At 63.0% G+C, this 15,521-nt stretch carries 19 protein-coding genes; 8 read left to right on the top strand and 11 right to left on the bottom strand.

The annotated features are described in order from the left end of the window. Positions 1-2: 2 nt before the first annotated feature. The 6 genes from NP945_RS22270 to NP945_RS22245 all read right to left on the bottom strand — a co-directional run bounded on the left by NP945_RS22270 (position 3) and on the right by NP945_RS22245 (position 4,183). Positions 3-662 (bottom strand): HAD-IIIA family hydrolase, encoded by a 660-nt coding sequence (locus NP945_RS22270; protein WP_256747525.1) that lies wholly within the window; start codon positions 660-662, stop codon positions 3-5. Further along, positions 655-1,227 carry an SIS domain-containing protein gene (locus tag NP945_RS22265; protein WP_127270425.1) on the bottom strand — a complete coding sequence of 191 codons (573 nt, stop codon included), beginning with the start codon at positions 1,225-1,227 and terminating at the stop codon, positions 655-657. The genes NP945_RS22270 and NP945_RS22265 overlap by 8 nt, the downstream gene beginning before the upstream one ends. Before the next feature lie 7 nt (positions 1,228-1,234). After that, positions 1,235-2,728 (bottom strand): D-glycero-beta-D-manno-heptose-7-phosphate kinase, encoded by a 1,494-nt coding sequence (gene rfaE1, locus NP945_RS22260; protein WP_256747524.1) that lies wholly within the window; start codon positions 2,726-2,728, stop codon positions 1,235-1,237. A 143-nt stretch (positions 2,729-2,871) separates the two neighbouring features. Further along, on the bottom strand, positions 2,872-3,504 hold the full coding sequence (locus tag NP945_RS22255; protein ID WP_256747523.1) for a LysE family translocator: 633 nt from the start codon (positions 3,502-3,504) through the stop codon (positions 2,872-2,874). 36 nt (positions 3,505-3,540) lie between these two features. Next, positions 3,541-3,954: a hypothetical protein gene (locus NP945_RS22250; protein ID WP_236382885.1), complete on the bottom strand. Its 414-nt coding sequence runs from the start codon at positions 3,952-3,954 to the stop codon at positions 3,541-3,543. Beyond that, positions 3,947-4,183, bottom strand: coding sequence for a type II toxin-antitoxin system Phd/YefM family antitoxin (locus NP945_RS22245; protein WP_127269900.1), 237 nt, complete (start codon positions 4,181-4,183; stop codon positions 3,947-3,949). The genes NP945_RS22250 and NP945_RS22245 overlap by 8 nt, the downstream gene beginning before the upstream one ends. A gap of 149 nt (positions 4,184-4,332) precedes the next feature. On the opposite strand from NP945_RS22245, the gene rfaD reads away from it, so the two are divergent. The 3 genes from rfaD to waaC are packed head-to-tail and all read left to right on the top strand — an operon-like array spanning position 4,333 to position 7,267. After that, the gene (rfaD, locus tag NP945_RS22240; protein ID WP_128309789.1) at positions 4,333-5,301 is read left to right on the top strand and encodes an ADP-glyceromanno-heptose 6-epimerase; all 969 of its coding nucleotides are present in this window, start codon (positions 4,333-4,335) and stop codon (positions 5,299-5,301) included. Continuing rightward, positions 5,274-6,281: a lipopolysaccharide heptosyltransferase II gene (gene waaF, locus NP945_RS22235; protein ID WP_256747522.1), complete on the top strand. Its 1,008-nt coding sequence runs from the start codon at positions 5,274-5,276 to the stop codon at positions 6,279-6,281. Before rfaD ends, waaF begins: the two co-directional genes overlap by 28 nt. Further along, positions 6,278-7,267, top strand: coding sequence for a lipopolysaccharide heptosyltransferase I (gene waaC, locus NP945_RS22230; RefSeq protein WP_256747521.1), 990 nt, complete (start codon positions 6,278-6,280; stop codon positions 7,265-7,267). Before waaF ends, waaC begins: the two co-directional genes overlap by 4 nt. Before the next feature lie 241 nt (positions 7,268-7,508). Here the strand turns inward: waaC and greA are convergent, their stop codons facing one another. Continuing rightward, entirely contained in the window at positions 7,509-7,982 is a 474-nt protein-coding gene (gene greA / locus NP945_RS22225) for a transcription elongation factor GreA (protein ID WP_013530066.1), read from the bottom strand. A 271-nt stretch (positions 7,983-8,253) separates the two neighbouring features. Continuing rightward, on the bottom strand, positions 8,254-8,793 hold the full coding sequence (locus tag NP945_RS22220; RefSeq protein WP_127270421.1) for a tetratricopeptide repeat protein: 540 nt from the start codon (positions 8,791-8,793) through the stop codon (positions 8,254-8,256). A 141-nt stretch (positions 8,794-8,934) separates the two neighbouring features. On the opposite strand from NP945_RS22220, the gene NP945_RS22215 reads away from it, so the two are divergent. Continuing rightward, the gene (locus NP945_RS22215) at positions 8,935-9,360 is read left to right on the top strand and encodes a DUF3775 domain-containing protein (RefSeq protein WP_013530064.1); all 426 of its coding nucleotides are present in this window, start codon (positions 8,935-8,937) and stop codon (positions 9,358-9,360) included. Positions 9,361-9,630: 270 nt separating this feature from the next. Next, positions 9,631-10,602 carry an extensin family protein gene (locus NP945_RS22210; protein ID WP_372337986.1) on the top strand — a complete coding sequence of 324 codons (972 nt, stop codon included), beginning with the start codon at positions 9,631-9,633 and terminating at the stop codon, positions 10,600-10,602. A 29-nt stretch (positions 10,603-10,631) separates the two neighbouring features. Here the strand turns inward: NP945_RS22210 and NP945_RS22205 are convergent, their stop codons facing one another. After that, on the bottom strand, positions 10,632-10,901 hold the full coding sequence (locus NP945_RS22205; RefSeq protein ID WP_256747519.1) for a hypothetical protein: 270 nt from the start codon (positions 10,899-10,901) through the stop codon (positions 10,632-10,634). 173 nt (positions 10,902-11,074) lie between these two features. Between NP945_RS22205 and NP945_RS22200 the strand changes: the two genes are divergently transcribed. After that, a complete protein-coding gene (locus tag NP945_RS22200) occupies positions 11,075-11,881 on the top strand; it encodes an extensin family protein (protein ID WP_127270418.1) in 807 nt (268 codons plus the stop codon). A gap of 12 nt (positions 11,882-11,893) precedes the next feature. Here the strand turns inward: NP945_RS22200 and NP945_RS22195 are convergent, their stop codons facing one another. Next, a complete protein-coding gene (locus NP945_RS22195; RefSeq protein WP_256747518.1) occupies positions 11,894-12,607 on the bottom strand; it encodes a gamma-glutamylcyclotransferase in 714 nt (237 codons plus the stop codon). Between the two features lie 110 nt (positions 12,608-12,717). Between NP945_RS22195 and NP945_RS22190 the strand changes: the two genes are divergently transcribed. Continuing rightward, entirely contained in the window at positions 12,718-13,425 is a 708-nt protein-coding gene (locus NP945_RS22190) for an LssY C-terminal domain-containing protein (RefSeq protein ID WP_127273164.1), read from the top strand. Between the two features lie 12 nt (positions 13,426-13,437). Here the strand turns inward: NP945_RS22190 and NP945_RS22185 are convergent, their stop codons facing one another. Continuing rightward, the gene (locus NP945_RS22185; RefSeq protein WP_127326834.1) at positions 13,438-14,460 is read right to left on the bottom strand and encodes an NAD(P)-dependent alcohol dehydrogenase; all 1,023 of its coding nucleotides are present in this window, start codon (positions 14,458-14,460) and stop codon (positions 13,438-13,440) included. A gap of 127 nt (positions 14,461-14,587) precedes the next feature. On the opposite strand from NP945_RS22185, the gene NP945_RS22180 reads away from it, so the two are divergent. Next, positions 14,588-15,490 carry a LysR family transcriptional regulator gene (locus tag NP945_RS22180; RefSeq protein ID WP_256747517.1) on the top strand — a complete coding sequence of 301 codons (903 nt, stop codon included), beginning with the start codon at positions 14,588-14,590 and terminating at the stop codon, positions 15,488-15,490. Positions 15,491-15,521: the final 31 nt, after the last annotated feature.

Genomic DNA, 15,521 nt, shown 5'->3' with positions numbered 1-15,521 from the left:
CGTTACGGCGCGCCCGAGGCGGCGCCAAGTGCACCTATTGCGGCGAGCAGGCCGTCCAAATCCGCGCGCTCGCACCAAGGCCGAATTGTGAAGCCCGATCGGACAGCTGCTTGCCCATCTACCAGCCAGCCCTGCGCGAGGCCGGCGCGTTGTCCCGCCTCCATGTCGGCCTCCTTGTCGCCGACGATCAGCGAACGCCGCAGATCGAGCCCGAGGCGCCTTGCCGCCTCCAGCAGCATGCCCGGATTGGGCTTGCGCATCGGATGATCGGCAACCGCAAGCACACCGGAGCCAGCTTGGTGATAGGCGCAGGCGACGACCATATCGACGAACGCATTGTCGGCGCGCAGCAGCTCGAGCACGCGGCCATTGACGGCGGCGAAATCGCCCCAGCCGAAATAGCCACGCGCGATGCCCGACTGGTTGGTGACGATGATGACCGGAATGCCAGCCCGGTTGGCGGCGGCTATCACCGCGGCTATGTCCGCGCGCAGCACCATTTCGGCAGGATCATCCGGATAGCCCGTATCGACATTGACGGTGCCGTCGCGATCGAGGAACAGCGCCGGCGAGCCGGCGGCGAACACCCGTGAGCCGACCTGCTCGACCCATAGGCCAGGCTCCGCCAGCGGATAGCGGCCAGAGGTCGTGGGATCAGCCATTGCTGAGGCGCGCTTCGACCACCTCGCACAGATGATGGTAAAGGCACAGATGCCCCTGCTGGATGATCGGCGTCGAGGTCGACGGCACGTTGAGCAGGATATCGGACAGAGGCTTCAGCTTGCCGCCGGTGTCGCCGGTCATGCCGATCACCGTCATGTCCATCCTCCGCGCCTGTTCGGCGGCGGCAAGGATGCTCGGCGAATTGCCGCTGGTCGAGATCGCCAGGAGCACGCCGCCGGCAGCGCCATGCGCCTCGACCTGGCGCGAAAACACCGTGTCGAATCCATAGTCGTTGCCCCAGGCGGTCAGCACCGCTGCATTGGCCGGCAGCGCGATGACATTGTAGGCCTTGCGCTCCTTGAGAAAGCGGCCGACCAGTTCGCCGGCAATGTGGATGGCGTCGCTGGCCGAGCCGCCATTGCCGGCGATGAGCAAAGCTTTCCCCGACGAAAGCGCAGTCACCACGGCGCTCGCTGCCCGCTCCATCTCACCGGTCAGGTCCCGTTCGACCATGGCTGATATGGCAGCCACGGAGCGGACAAGGTAATCGTTCAACTCGGACATGAAACCCTCAGTTTGTGGTGCCGCCGGCGCGCAATTTGCCAATGGTGTTGGTGGTGCTTTTTCCGGCGACCAGATCGACCAGCACGACGCGTCCGCCGGCCTTCTGCACCACATCGGCGCCGACCACGGTGTCGACCGTGTAATCGGCCCCCTTGACCAGTATGTCGGGCAGCAGCGCTTCGATCAGCGCCAGCGGCGTATCTTCCTCGAAAACCACGACCGCATCGACCGAGGCAAGTGCTGCCAGCACGCAGGCGCGGTCGTGCTGGTCGTTGACCGGGCGCCCGGCGCCCTTCAGTCGCCGCACCGAAGCATCGCTGTTGAGGCCGAGCACCAGCCGGTCGCATTGGCTGCGCGCCGCGTGCAGCAAGCTGACATGGCCGGCATGCAGGATGTCGAAGCAGCCATTGGTGAAGCCGACGCTCAGGCCCTCTTCCTTCCACGCCGCCACCATGCGCGCGGCCGACGTGGCGTCGAGGATGGCGTCCTTGTGGGCCGTCGGCCCATGCGAACGGAACAGCGCGCCGGTGAGTTCCTCGACCGTCAGCCGCGCGGTGCCGCGTTTTCCCACCACGACGCCACCAGCGGCATTGGCGATCGAAGCGGCCATGACCGTATCGGCGCCCACGGCCAGCGCCAGCGCGAAGCTCGCGATCACCGTGTCGCCGGCGCCCGAAACGTCGAACACTTCGCGCGCCTGGGTGGCGATGTGGCGCGCCTCGTCGGGGCCGACCACGCTCATGCCCTTTTCGCTGCGCGTCGCGACCACGAAATCGAAACCATGTGCCGAAATCAGCTCGCGTGCGGCACCTACGATCTCGTCATCGGCGAACACCGCATGGCCGACGGCCTCGCCGAGTTCCTTGCGGTTGGGGGTAATGGCGGTCGCCCCGGCATAGCGCGCGTAATCGCGGCCTTTCGGGTCGACCAGCACCGGCTTTCCAGCCTCGCGGCAGATGGCGATCAAGTCGCCGGCGACACCGTCGAGCAGGATGCCCTTGCCGTAATCGGACAGGATGACGATGTCGGCATGCGCCAGCGCGGCGCGGAAATGCCGGATCAGGCCGGCTCGCTCCGCAGCGCCGAGCGGCTTGATCTCCTCTTCGTCGAAACGCAGCACCTGCTGGTTGAGCGCGCTGAAGCGGCTTTTGGACGAGGTCATGCGACCACGCTCCTGCGCGAGGCCCGCCGTATCGGCGCCAAGCTCGCCGAGCATCCGCACCAGGCTATCGCCTGCCACATCGGTGCCTATGACCGAGACGGGAATAGCGGCAGCGCCGAGCGAAACGATGTTGGCCACGACATTGCCGGCGCCGCCCATGGTCGAGGTCTCGCCGCGCCCGTGCAGCACCGGGATCGGTGCCTCCGGCGAGATCCGCTCGATGACGCCGTTGACGAAACGATCGAGGATGAAGTCGCCGACCACCAGCACAGTGGCCTGGCCGAACCGCGCAATGGCGCGGTGCAACGGTTCGGGAGAAGGCGGATTGTGCTTGATCATGTCACTGGCAACACAGGGAAAAGGCCGATTTCAAACTCATAAGTGCTCATCAATCGACTGGTCGGATCGTTCATGGCCAAAGCCGATATACCGCAAATTCACGCAGCGCAACGGCAGGGCATGATCCCGGCAGGCTCGGGCGGTCAGCTCTTCTGCAGGGCGACATGGACGCCCAGCCCGACCAGCACAGCCCCTCCCGCCCGTTGCATCAGCCGCTGTGCGCGGCTCGAACGCCGCAAACGGCCGATCACGGCGCCCGCCAGGAACACACAGACGATATCGGCCGAAGAGAACATCAGATTGACGATCGTGCCGAGCACGACGAACTGCAGCCAGACCGGAAACGCCGCCGAGGCGTCGATGAATTGCGGCAGGAACGCCATGAAGAAGATCGCTGTCTTCGGATTGAGCACCTCGACGGTGATGCTCTCGAAAAAGGCACGCCGTGCCGATTTGCGCTCGAGCGCGGGCAGCGCCGCATCGCCCTCCACGCGCTTGCGAAACAGCGAGACGCCAAGCCAGATCAGATAGAGCGCGCCGACCAGCTTGACCGCCAGGTACAGCGTCGGCACGGCATGAAACAGCATCGACAGCCCGGCAGCCGCGGCGAAAACATGCACGTAGCCGCCCAGATGAATGCCAAGTGCCGCCGTCAGGCCGGACCAGCGGCCGCGCGCCATCGTCTGCGCGGCGGCATAGAGCATGGCCGGGCCTGGAATGTAGGCGAAAATCGCCGTGGTGGCGAAAAACGCGATGAGCAGTTCGGTCGATGGCATTTTTGGTCCCTCACGATCGTGCTCTGTTCTGTCGATTCAGTCCGCGCGCGGGATGGCTTTGGACTGACCCGTGCGGACAACCGCAGTAAAAGCGAACATAATTTTCTTGTGAAATGACGGGCTGAACGCGCCGATTCGCGCACCCGGCTCGAAATAGGCCGACGCTTCCAGGATATCATGATTGTACTCATCGACCATGACCCAAAGGGGCATAGGGTCGAGGCCCGCACGGTGGCGTTCAATTTCCGGGATGCTGACGGCAACGCGATCACGGCCCGGCTGCGTGGAAGTGATTGCAAGGATGAAGAGGTTCGTACCGCCGGCTTTCCCAGGAAGGACAGCCACAAAGGCCACAGGCCGTGACTTCCGGCCTTCGGTCTCGCCGTCTCCGTGTTGACGATGCCAAAGATATGGATATCGCCAGACGTCCGCAGCGGCGGGTTTAATCACGGTCCAATTCCGCGGCGTACTCCTCGAGCATCTCGACATGTTCGGTCGGGGCATCCTCCGCAGCGTAGACGCGGCGGCTGTCGTTGCCGAAGCGCGCTTCGTAGGTCTCGATGCTCATCAGGACGTATCTCGGCTTGTTGTGGCGAGTGATGGAGACCGGCTGCTGGCTGGCAGCTGCAAGCACATCTCCAAGATTCTGTTTCAGATCGGTCGATGGATAGTTTTTCATGGGACACCCTGTTTTGTCCATAATAGACAAAACAGACAAAACAGACAAGCGCATAAAAGTGGCAGGACAGGCGCATGCGCCTGGCTTTGTCGACAGCCCGCCTAGCCTCCCCTATAAGGACCGGAATCGCAAGCAACCAGAGGCCCTTCATGATCATCGTCACGGGCGGCGCCGGCATGATCGGCTCCAACATCGTCGCCGCGCTGAATGCCGAAGGGCATGACGACATCCTGGTCGTCGACGACCTTACCGACGGTCACAAGATCGCCAATCTTGCCGATCTCAAGATCGCCGACTATCTCGACAAGAACGATTTCCTGGACCGCATGGAGGCCGGCTCGCTCGGCCGCATCGAGGCCGTGTTCCACCAGGGCGCCTGCTCGACCACCACCGAATGGAACGGCAAATTCATGATGGAGGTGAATTACGCCTTCTCGAAACGGCTGCTGCATGCAAGCCAGGCGTTGCGCGTGCCTTTCCTTTATGCCTCCTCGGCTTCCGTCTATGGCAGCGGCTCGGAGTTTCGCGAGGATCCCGCGCTCGAGCGGCCGCTCAACGTGTACGCCTATTCCAAGAAGCTGTTCGACGACTACGTCAGGCGAACCGTGTTCGCCGGGCGCACCGCCTTCGATACCGACCATTCACAGGTCGTGGGCTTGCGCTACTTCAACGTCTATGGCCCGCGCGAGGCGCACAAGGGCGCCATGGCCTCCGTCGCCTTCCATCTGTTCAACCAGGTCGAGCGAGGCGAGAACCCGAAACTGTTCGGCGCCTATGACGGGTTCGGACCCGGCGAACAAAGCCGTGACTTCATCCATGTCGGCGATGTCGCCGACGTCAATCTGTGGCTGTGGAAACGGGGCTCAAGCGGCATCTTCAATTGCGGCACCGGCCGTGCCCAGCCCTTCCGCGCCATAGCCGAAACGGTGATCGACACGTTGGGGAAAGGGGAGATTGAATTCATCCCCTTTCCCGACCATCTCAAGGGCAGCTACCAGAGCTTTACGCAAGCTGATATGTCCCGTTTGCGCGCGGCCGGTTATAACGGCCAATTCCGGACAGTGGAAACCGGTGTCAGAGACTATGTCGAATGGCTGAAAGCCCAACGATCCTCGTGATCGGCCCACGCTGGGTGGGCGACATGGTGATGGCGCAGTGCCTGTTTTCGGCGCTGAAGGAGTTGCATCCCAACGCCGCTATCGATGTGCTGGCGCCGGCCTGGGCCGCGCCGCTGGTCAAGCGCATGCCCGAGATCCGCCAGCAGATCGACTTTCCGCTCAAACCCGGCGCGCTCGAATTCACCCATCGCCGCCGCTTCGGCCGCCTGCTGCGCGGCCGCTACGACATGGCCTATATCCTGCCGGGCAGCTGGAAGTCGGCGCTGATCCCGTTCTTTGCCCGTATTCCGCGCCGTGTCGGCAATTTGCGCGAGATGCGCTATGGCCTGTTGACCGACATCGTGCCATTGCCCGACAGCATCAAACGACGCACCGCGCAGGCCTATTTCGGCCTTGCCCAGGGCGGTAGTTTCCGGGCGCCACGGCTTAGCGTGGACACGAAAAACCAGGTCGACCTGCTCGGCCGTTTCGGCTTGGCGCCGCAGAAATTCGTGGCCCTGATGCCAGGCGCCGAATTCGGCCCGGCCAAGCGCTGGCCCAGCGAAAGCTATGCCGGGCTTGCCCGCGATTTCATGGGCAAAGGCTTGAAGGTTGCTCTGTTTGGCTCGAAGAACGACCGCGACGTGACGGCGGAGATCGCGGCCCTGGCCCCCGGCGTCGTCGATCTCGCCGGACAGACGCGGCTGGAGGACGCCATCGATCTGATATCAGCCGCAAGGCTGGCCGTGTCCAACGACAGCGGGCTGATGCATGTCGCGGCCGCCGTCGGCACGCCGATCGTCGCCGTCTATGGCTCGACCTCGCCCGAGAACACGCCGCCGCTGGGGGAACGCCGCGAGTTGGTCTGGCTTGGCCTGTCGTGCTCGCCATGCCACCAGAAGGTCTGCCCGCTCGGCCACCTCAACTGCCTGAAGACGCTGGAAGTCGGCCAAGTCGCGGCAGCGGCGGACCGGCTGCTGGACATCCCGGCAGCGGCATGAAGGTGCTGATCGTCAAGACGTCGTCGATGGGCGATGTCATTCACACCTTTCCGGCCGTCGAGGATGCCCGTTGCCACCGCCCGGACCTGTCCTTCGACTGGTGCGTCGAAGAGGCATTTGCCGGTATCGCCGCGCTTCACCCGGCGATCGACAGTATCCACACGGTGGCGATCCGGCGCTGGCGCAAGGCGCTGCTCGATGGCGGCACCTGGCGCGAGGCGGCCGCCCTGCGCCGCACCTTGCGAGATTGCCGCTACGACCTCGTCGTCGATGCGCAAGGCCTCCTGAAATCGGCTCTGGTTGCAAGACAGGCGGGCTCCCCCATTGCCGGCTTCGACCGTTCGAGCGCGCGCGAACCTTCTGCGACGCTGTTCTACGATGCCACTTATCCCGTGCCGCGCGACCTGCACGCCATCGAACGGATACGGCGGCTGTTCGGGCTGGCGCTCGGCTATCAGCCCGATCTTTCGACCCTGGACTCCGGCATCGTGCCGCCCGTCGGCACTCTGGCGGGCATCGCCGGAAAAACCGCCTTCCTGCTGCACGGCACCAGCCGCGAAGACAAGAAATGGCCGGCCGAAGACTGGATTGAAACCGCGCGCCTCCTGATTGAGCGGGGGATAACGCCGGTCACGACCTGGTCGAACGAGCGCGAGAAGGCCGTGGCCGAAGCCATTGCCAAGGCAGTGCCATCGACAGTTGTGGTGCCAAAGTCACCGCTGGCCGACATCGCTGCGTTCATCGGCCGCTCGGAACTGGTCATCGGCGCCGACACCGGGCTGACCCATCTCGCCAGCGCCTTCGGCCTGCCAACGGTTGCGGTGTTCCTGGCGACCGAGCCCGGGTTGACGGGTCCGCGCGGGCAATATGCGTCGACGCTTTTGGCCGCGCCCGGGAAGCGTGTGATGCCGGTGGAGGTGGTGGCGGAGGCAGAAAGGCTGGCGGGACTCCAGGTCCTTGGTAAGGCCAACGCTGGCAAGAATTGAAGTCAATCGGAAAGGCTGGCGCTGCCCCTCATCCGCCTGCCGGCACCTTCTCCCCGTATAACGACGGGGAGAAGAGAGCTGAACGCAAGGCCAGCGTCTATTCTGCTACGTTGAAAATTGGCGAAATCGTCGATGAGAGCATCTTTCTCCCCGTCACTATACGGGGAGAAATGCCCGGCAGGGCGATGAGGGGCGGCGCAAACCTCAGCTTAAAAATCGCAGCCGCGCCCCCTCAAATCCCCTAGATGAACTGCACCTGGACGATCTCATATCCCCTGGCACCGCCAGGCGCATTGACTTCGATGGCGTCGCCGACTTCCTTGCCGATGAGCGCACGCGCGATCGGCGAGGAGATCGAGATGCGGCCGGACTTCACGTCCGCCTCCTGGTCGCCGACGATCCGGTAAGTCTTCTTTTCCTCGGTGTCCTCGTCGACCAGCACCACGGTGGCGCCGAACTTGATCTTGTCGCCGCTGAGCTTGCTGACGTCGATCACTTCGGCCCGCGCGATATAATCTTCAAGCTCGTTGACGCGGCCCTCGTTGAGGCTCTGCGCCTCCTTGGCGGCATGATATTCGGCATTTTCGGACAGGTCGCCATGCGAGCGCGCTTCGGAGATCGCCTCGATGATGCGCGGCCGCTCTTCCTGCTGGCGCCAGCGCAGTTCTTCCTTCAATGACGCGAACCCCTCGCCTGTCATCGGGACCTTGTTCATGATGCCTGACCTTTCCTGCTGCCACCCCCGCGTTTCGGGGAAAGCCTTGTCGATGGGTACAAAAAGAAAACGGGTCCGGCAGCCTCGGGCTAACGGAACCGTTTCACCGCAATTTCCCTGAATATAGCAATGTCAGCGGGTTTTTCACGCCCAAAAATCGGTTTTGCTAAAATCATCCCCGTTTTCATCAGCCAGGGCGGTGAATGAGGCTGGGGGCAACAAAAAGCGGCCGCGATCGCTCGCGGCCGCTTGGAAGAGCCCTGGGATCTTTTCAGCTTCTCATGAAATGGTCGATCTGCTCGGCCAGCATGCCATATTCGCGCGAACCCTTGCCGGTCCGCTTCTCGATTTCCATCAGCTGTTGCCGGGCGCCGGCCAGATCGCCGATCTGCAGATGCGCTTCGCCGAGATATTCGCGCACCAGCGTGTAGTTCGGATCGATGCGCAGCGCTTCCTCGTAATAGCCGAGGCCGACGGTGACGCGGCCGGAATGGCGGTGCGAATAGCCGAGATAGTTGAGGATGCGCGGATCCTGCTTGTTGGCGGCAAGGCTGAGCACGGCGATCGCCTCGTCATAGCGCCCGGCCATCGCCAACGCGTGGCCAGCATCATAGATGCTGTCGTCGTCGAGCATGCCCTCCTGGGGTGCGACGCACTTTTTCTTCTTCTTGTCCCAGACTTCGCCCTTCTTGCATTGGGTGACCGTCTGATCGCTGCCGCCACTGTCACCGCCGGCGGCGAACACCGGAACGGCAAGGAACTGCAGCGCGACAAGGGCAGTCGCCACCTGGATCAGCACTCTTTTATGCATCGAAGCCTCCTGGAGGGTGAGAATGCAACACTAACGCCGGTCGGCTTGCGTTTCATCCCGGAAAATTGCGTGCGGAGAACATCAGGTGACGGATGCCGCAAATCCGCTATCATCCGGCAAACGACCTGAGGGAGACGGCCCTTGCAGCGGCGGCTTGAAAAGGACTGGGAGCTTTCGATCGGCCCCGACACTGTGCGCCTGTTCATCCTCAAGGCCAAGGCGCTGAGTGCGGCCGTCAATGAAGACTATGCCGATGGCGCCGAGCATGAGGTCGAGCTCGACGGCGAGTCCCATGTCAACCATCACCATGACGGCCTTGCCGAGGAAAGCTCCGAGAATCTGACCGAAGAAGAGCTGCGCGAACTGATCAACGACCTCAATGTCGATGAAGCAGCCGAACTGATCGCGCTCGCCTGGGTCGGTCGCGGCGACTACGACGCCACCGAATGGGCGGACGCGCTGGCGGCCGCGCGCGAACGCGCCAACAAGCGCACCGCAAAATACCTGCTTGGCATGCCGCTGCTCGCCGACTGGCTGGAGGAAGGGCTGGAAGCGATCGGTGCGTAACGGAGCGGTTACCGTTCGTGATGCGGCCGAGGCAACCACCTTGCGTCGGCGCCGTTGACGGCGATGGGGTCGCTTATCTTTTCCCGAACGTTCAGGATCTTGTTCGTCATGGCCGTCACGGCCTTGCTGATGATGCCGGCCGAGGCGAGACATCGCCATCGGCATCACCAGCCGTTGACGCCGAGGATAGAGCAGCCGTTGACTCCACGAGCCGAACAGCGCCTCAAACAGCGAGGCGGAAAGCACCTGAAACCACGAAGACACCGGTCGGTGACGCCGAAGCAGGCGCAGCAGAAAACGCTGCCGCCGCTGCCCTTGCCTACCGATGTTCCGGTGCCCGGGCCCAATATTCCGGTGCCCGAGCCACGCCCGACGGACACTCCAAAGGCCGACGCTGCAAAGACCGGGGAGCAGAAGAAAGGTCCGAACACCGCCGGCGCGCCCGACCGTAACCCTGAAGAAAAATCCCGCCAGGAAAAGCAGGCACTTCCCGAGCCGGTTCCCCAACCCTCAACCGATACGAAAAGCGAACCGGAGCCGCCCGCGGTCGCGCCAACGCCGACACCAAAACCCGACATCGCGGAGCCCGAGGCTCAGCCGCCCAACGTTGGCCCGCAGCCGCCGCAAAAGCCGGCCGATGCAGACGACGAGAAGATGCTGCCCGATCCGCGCTCGGCCGATCTGCCCGATGAAAAAATGCCAGCCGAGGAAGTCGCATGCCGCGAACGGCTGAAGACGCTCGGCGTCGAATTCGAAGAACACAAGGCGGAAAGCCAGCCCGAAATCGGCTGTTCGATCCCCTATCCCATCGTGCTGAAGGACCTTGGAAAGTCCGTCGCCATCGGCCCCGGAACCGAGCTCAATTGCAAAATGGCCGAGGCGACCGCGCGTTTTGCCGCCGATGTCATCCAGCCGGCGGCGAAAGCCGAATTCGGTGAGGACCTGAAATCGATCGGCCAGGCATCGGCCTTTGTCTGCCGGCCACGCAACGGCACCCGAAAACTGTCGGAACACGCGTTCGGCAACGCGCTCGACATCGCCAGCTTCACGCTATCAGACGGCAAGAAGATCGAGGTCGGCCCGGCGCCGCCCGAGAAGGACGCCAAATTCCTCGACGCCGTGCGCAAGGCGGCCTGTGGTCCCTTCAAGACAGTGCTCGGTCCGGGCGCCGATGCCGATCACTCCCTGCATTTCCATCTCGATCTCGAACCGAGACGGCATGGCGGGACGTTTTGCCAATAGCCGAAAGCACTCAGGGAGTTAGGCTAAATCTATTGCACAGCGCTCGGCGGAAGCGGCTTGTCGATCTCGGCCCTCATGATCAAAACACCACGTGTAAAATCATCAAAATCTTCGATACTCATGCTGCAAGTCTCTTGGACGAAACTTTTATGCCGGAATTGAACCACAACATATTTCTGCTGGTCCCTGTCCAGCTTCAGAAGAAAGGCAAACGAATAGGGACTCCTGCGTAAAGTTACATAAACTTCACGCAGATCCCGGGCGGTGAAGAACCGTTTTATCGCACGCCAGATCGACATTTACCCCTCCAACCGCAATTATTATAGAATTAGTAGGCGGCCTTGTCGAAGATGAATTGCCCTCGCCGATGATCCGCGTGCCGCAATTCGGCCGCAGGCATGAACGCGGGCGCTGAGTTTTCCTTTACCCTTGATCGTTAAAATGCCGGATATCCATCAACGGGATTCCGCCAATGGCCGGCAAATTTCGGGCCGTGTTTTTCGCCACCGCGCGCCAGACAAAATATGCAGCAATGCTGACCGCCGGCCTGGCGCTCGCGGCGCTTTCCGCCTGCAACACCGGCAGTGTGCTGTCGCTGCAGCCAGCCGTCGACGTCGGCGCGCAGACGGCTGCCGTGCCGCAATATGCCGGCATGCAGAAGCTTGTCCCTTCCAATCCATACATGACGCAGGCCGCTTATCCGCGCATGGACGAGCCGATGTCGCCCGTCGAGCAGATGCCGGCCAGCGAAACCGACTGCCGGCAGCAATTGAAGCGTCTCGATGTCGCCTACACCGACCTGGCGCCGATCCATGAAGGCCAGTGCGGCATCGATTATCCGGTCAAGGTTTCGGCCATCGGCAACATCCAGATGAAACCCGCCGCGACCCTGACCTGCGACATGGCCGCCACCTTTGCCGGCTGGACGAAGAACGAGCTCGTCCCCTCCGCCCGCTGGCGCTATTTCTCCGGCGTCAAGACCATCCACCAGGGCTCCAGCTATTCTTGCCGCAGGATTGCCGGCGAAGGTGTCCTGTCCGAGCATGGCAAGGGAAATGCGCTCGACGTCATGAGCATCGAACTCAACAATGGCGACGACATCGACGTGCGTAAGCCCGGCCTGTTCGCTTTCCGCACCCGCGGCTTCCTCAACAATGTGCGCGCCGACGGCTGCCAGTATTTCACCACCGTGCTCGGCCCCGGCTACAATTACGACCACCGCAACCATTTCCATTTCGACATCAAGAACCGCAAGAACGGTTATCGCGCCTGCCGTTAGGGAGAGATCAGCCTAATCGGCGCCACCGGTTGAAGCGGCGATTTGCCGTGCGACCAGATCCTGGATGCGCCAGAGATTCCGGTCGCGGATGCCGCTCTCTTCAAGCTTGCTCACGGTCCTGAACAAATACTGCGCCGAAGAGCCCCAATGACCGGCAGCCCGTGCCAGAGTGTCGGCAACCTGCTCCAACGGCAACCGGCCGGCATAGGCGCTGCCGTACGGCGCGGCGACGAAAGCCAAGGCACGCAGCGGCCCGTCCCTGGTCTTGACCTTGATCCAGCATGGCACGTTGGTTGGCGGGTTGGCATCGATCTCGCGGCGCATCAACTGGCCGAGTTGCCCGAAATGGTCTTCCGCGGGCAATCGGTAGACGATCCCGTTGCAACTGCCACCACGGTCGAGGGCCAGCATCAAGGCCGGCAATTCGCGTGTTCCGCGCCAGCGCGTCAGCTTCAGGCAGAACGAGCGGTGCCATCCCGTCGCCGTTGCGGGACGCTGCTCGACATGGGCGAATTCGGGATTCCAGATCAACGACCCATAGGCGAAGACCCAAAGCGTGTCGGGCCGATACTGCGAAAGCAGTTGCTCCACCAGGCCATCGAACTCCGCATCGGTGTGCTCGCTGGTTCCGGGCTCTGGCCCGGGATCAGGCTCGACACGCTCAACTTGCGCGACAAGCTCGGCGGTCAACGCCATTGGCTTGCGGCCTGCCAGCTTCCGCTCCATTGCTGCCCCCGCGAGGAAACGATGGCCCACGATAGACCGGCGGCGCGCTGCTGGCCATTGATTTCCAGGGTCCGTCAGGCAACAGATACCGCACGGATCGGGCGGCGTTCATGAGCCAGCGAAGTTTTCGGCGACGCGTTGCAATCTGGGTGGCGACCTTGCTGGCCGCCTATCTGGCGCTCGCCTATTTCGCCGCACCGGAATTCTGGACGTTTCACGATCGCGGCTTTCGCAAGCACAGCTTCGAGATGGTGACGCACACGCCGCAAGGCATTCCGGGCGATCCCATCAATGTCGGCCTTGTCGGCACGCGAAAGGAAGTAGTCCATGCCTTCGCCGTCGCCGGCTGGGACACCGCCGACGCCGTGACCCTGAAGACCGCGATCGAGATCGGTGAAAGCGTGCTGTTCGACCACCCCTACCCCGATGCGCCGGTCAGCAGGCTGCTGTTCGATGGCCGCGCCCAGGATCTCGCCTTCGAAAAGCCGGAGGGCCTCAGCGCCGACCGCCGGCATCATGTCCGCTTCTGGCAGACCGATGCAAGCGGCGACGATGGCCGGCCGCTGTGGCTGGGCTCGGCCAGCTTCGATCGCGGCGTCGGCCTCAGCCACGACACCGGCGCCGTCACCCACCATATCGGCCCCGACATCGACGCCGAGCGCGATTTCCTGATGCGCGACCTGGCCACCGCCGGCACGCTGATCTCGACCAGCGATATATCGGGCGTCGGCGCCACCAGTACGGGACGCAATGGCGGCGGCGATCCCTATTTCACGGATGGCGAGGCAATTGTCGGCGTGTTGAAGCAGTTGCCCTGACCATCGCAAAAGTCAGTTCGTGGTGATCACGATCTTGCCGAACGGCCCTTTCTCCAGATGCTGCAAGGCTTGCGGCACCTCGTCGAAGCCAAAGAGCTTGTCGATGACCGGCTTGATCGCCAGCGCCTCGATCGCCTGATTCATACGTTCGAAGGCGCGGCGATGGCCAACCGACAGGCCCTGCACGGTGATGCGGTTGCGCATGAAGGGCATGATAGGGAAGCTGAGCTCCATCGCGCCCAACAGGCCGATGATCGACAGCCGACCGTCGGCGGCGAGCGCATTCAGCGATCGCCGTGCATTATCGCCGCCGACCATTTCCAGCACGTGGTTGACGCCCAGCCCATTCGTCAGCTCACGCACGGCCTCATCCCAGGCCGGTTGCGTGCGGTAGTTGATCCCTTGCCAGGCGCCGAGCTTTCTCGCCCGCTCAAGCTTTTCATCGCTGCTTGAGGTGACGATGGCGCGCAGGCCGAACGCGGTGGCGAACTGCAGCGCAAACAGCGACACGCCGCCGGTGCCCTGGATCAGAATGGTCTGGCCCGGCACCGGTCTGGTCGCTTCGGCCATGGCGAACCAGGCCGTCAGCGCCGCGATCGGCAATGTCGCGGCCTCGATATCGCCGAGCGATGGCGGCGCCAGCACCGCGGCGTCCTCGCCGAAGATGACATGGTCGGAAAGCATGCCCGACAGCGACGACCCCAGCGTATGCTTATGCAGCACCGGCGGTGCGTCGCCATCCGGCCAATCGGCGATCACCTGGCCGAGCACGCGCTGGCCGACCTGAAAGCGGCTGACCGCACTGCCGACGGCCACCACTTCACCCACCGCGTCGGATGTCGGCACGAAGGGAAAGGCAAGGTCGGGGATCAGCACGCCGTCTACGATCATCTTGTCCTTGTAGTTGAGCGACACGGCCTTGGTCCGCACCAGCAAATCGTGCGGCCCTGGCTCGGGCACCTTGCCTTCCACCTGGCTTAGCCTCGATAGGCCAAAACCGCTCATCTGCCAGGATCTGTTGATTGGGGTGCTCATGTCGTGTCGCGCTCCGTGCGTTGATGCCAAGCGAGACATTTATGCCTTTCGACTATAGAAAATAGTGCTTCCGTGCGGTATAATTTGACACTGATTGCGGATTAAAAGTTGACAATAGGAAATCGCCATGGAAACGGCCGACCTGCAAGGCATCGTCGCGTTTGTTCAGGCGGTGGAGGCCGGCAGCTTCACCAGCGCCGGCGAGCGGCTGCATGTGACGAAGTCGGCGATCGGCAAATCGATCGCGCAGCTGGAGCAGAGACTCGGCGTCCGCTTGCTGAACCGCACCACCCGCAGCCTCAGCCCGACCAGCGAAGGCGTCAGCTATTATGAAGCCTGCGTCCGGGCCCTTGCCGAGATCGAAGCCGCACAGTCGTTGCTTGCCTCGCGCCGTCAGGTCCCGTCTGGCCGGCTTCGGATCGACGTGCCGCTGGCCTTCGGCCGACGCTGCGTCGCGCCCGTGCTGTTCGAGATTTCGAGGAAATTTCCGGACCTGACGGTGGAAGTCTCCTTCAATGACCGCCGCGTCGACCTGATCGAGGAGGGCATCGACCTGGCGATCCGCATGGGCGAACTCGACGACAGCCTGTCGCTTGCGGCCAGGCGCCTCTACGCCCAGCGCTCGGCCATATGCGCGGCTCCCGACTATCTCGACAGGCATGGCCGGCCGCAATCGGTCGCGGATCTCGCCGATCACAGCGTCATTGGCTACGGTCGCGAGGGCATCGTCCGGCCCTGGGTGATCAGGCATTCCGACGGCCATCTCGCAACCTTCATGCCCAAGGCGCGACTCGTTCTCGGTCATGGCGAACCGATGCTGGATGCAGCGCTCGCCGGCTGCGGCATCGCCTTCCTGCCGACATGGCTGGCCGCCGACAGCCTCAAAAGCGGCGATCTCGAAATGGTGCTGTCGGACTGCCTGGTCGAGAACATCGTCGTGCATGCCGTCTGGCCGGTAACGCGCGCGCTCACGCCAAAGGTACGGGTTGTCGTCGACGCCCTCGTCGAACATTTTTCGACGCCGCCCTAGGATGCCGCGTGACCGAAATGCCGGTCATTTC

The organism is Mesorhizobium sp. LMG17149, assembly GCF_024518695.1.
GTDB lineage: Bacteria > Pseudomonadota > Alphaproteobacteria > Rhizobiales > Rhizobiaceae > Mesorhizobium.
The sequence above is the reverse complement of the archived record's forward strand: the minus strand, read 5'-3'. Positions and strand labels throughout refer to the sequence as shown.

Coding starts and splice junctions, on each gene's coding strand:
- NP945_RS22245 (WP_127269900.1), bottom strand. CDS start 4,183: ATGAAAAACTATCCATCGACCGATCTGAAACAGAATCTTGGAGATGTG.
- waaF (WP_256747522.1), top strand. CDS start 5,274: ATGGCTGAAAGCCCAACGATCCTCGTGATCGGCCCACGCTGGGTGGGC.
- NP945_RS22180 (WP_256747517.1), top strand. CDS start 14,588: ATGGAAACGGCCGACCTGCAAGGCATCGTCGCGTTTGTTCAGGCGGTG.
- NP945_RS22205 (WP_256747519.1), bottom strand. CDS start 10,901: ATGTCGATCTGGCGTGCGATAAAACGGTTCTTCACCGCCCGGGATCTG.
- NP945_RS22265 (WP_127270425.1), bottom strand. CDS start 1,227: ATGTCCGAGTTGAACGATTACCTTGTCCGCTCCGTGGCTGCCATATCA.
- NP945_RS22195 (WP_256747518.1), bottom strand. CDS start 12,607: ATGGAGCGGAAGCTGGCAGGCCGCAAGCCAATGGCGTTGACCGCCGAG.
- NP945_RS22190 (WP_127273164.1), top strand. CDS start 12,718: ATGAGCCAGCGAAGTTTTCGGCGACGCGTTGCAATCTGGGTGGCGACC.
- NP945_RS22270 (WP_256747525.1), bottom strand. CDS start 662: ATGGCTGATCCCACGACCTCTGGCCGCTATCCGCTGGCGGAGCCTGGC.
- rfaD (WP_128309789.1), top strand. CDS start 4,333: ATGATCATCGTCACGGGCGGCGCCGGCATGATCGGCTCCAACATCGTC.
- waaC (WP_256747521.1), top strand. CDS start 6,278: ATGAAGGTGCTGATCGTCAAGACGTCGTCGATGGGCGATGTCATTCAC.
- NP945_RS22185 (WP_127326834.1), bottom strand. CDS start 14,460: ATGAGCACCCCAATCAACAGATCCTGGCAGATGAGCGGTTTTGGCCTA.
- NP945_RS22200 (WP_127270418.1), top strand. CDS start 11,075: ATGGCCGGCAAATTTCGGGCCGTGTTTTTCGCCACCGCGCGCCAGACA.
- rfaE1 (WP_256747524.1), bottom strand. CDS start 2,728: ATGATCAAGCACAATCCGCCTTCTCCCGAACCGTTGCACCGCGCCATT.
- greA (WP_013530066.1), bottom strand. CDS start 7,982: ATGAACAAGGTCCCGATGACAGGCGAGGGGTTCGCGTCATTGAAGGAA.
- NP945_RS22220 (WP_127270421.1), bottom strand. CDS start 8,793: ATGCATAAAAGAGTGCTGATCCAGGTGGCGACTGCCCTTGTCGCGCTG.
- NP945_RS22255 (WP_256747523.1), bottom strand. CDS start 3,504: ATGCCATCGACCGAACTGCTCATCGCGTTTTTCGCCACCACGGCGATT.